Below are 335 nucleotides of genomic sequence, written 5' to 3'. Positions count from 1 at the left end.
GTTCGTGTGAAAGCGGCCAGCGGCAACGGCAGTAACTGGCTGGAGATGAACAAGGCAACGGGGCAGAACGCGCAAACCCAGGGGATCGAACGGACGCTCGACACCGTGGTGGGAGTGGCCTACCAGTTGAGCCTGGATGTAGCCGGGCGGCTGGGTTACAGCGCCGACTACACCCGTATCGGTATTTACCTGGATGGCGTGCGCATCGGCGGTAGCGACAGCACCAGCGGCAATAACGCGCTGGACTGGAACACGCTGAACCTGGCCTTTGTCGGCACGGGCGGCAAGCAGACGCTGCGCATCATCAGTGAAGCGACGAAGGTGGAGGCAGGCGG

Annotated in this window: 1 protein-coding gene; it reads left to right on the top strand. The window is 63.0% G+C overall.

Annotated elements, in window-relative coordinates; genetic code table 11:
• Positions 1–335, top strand: a 335-nt coding sequence (locus AC2A1E_RS24410) for a hypothetical protein (RefSeq protein WP_484385907.1), incomplete at both ends; no start/stop codon positions are given.

Source organism: Serratia sp. HNCC26DJ206, assembly GCF_057180605.1.
Note: the sequence above shows the minus strand (reverse complement) of the source record. Positions and strands in the feature narration are given on the sequence as shown.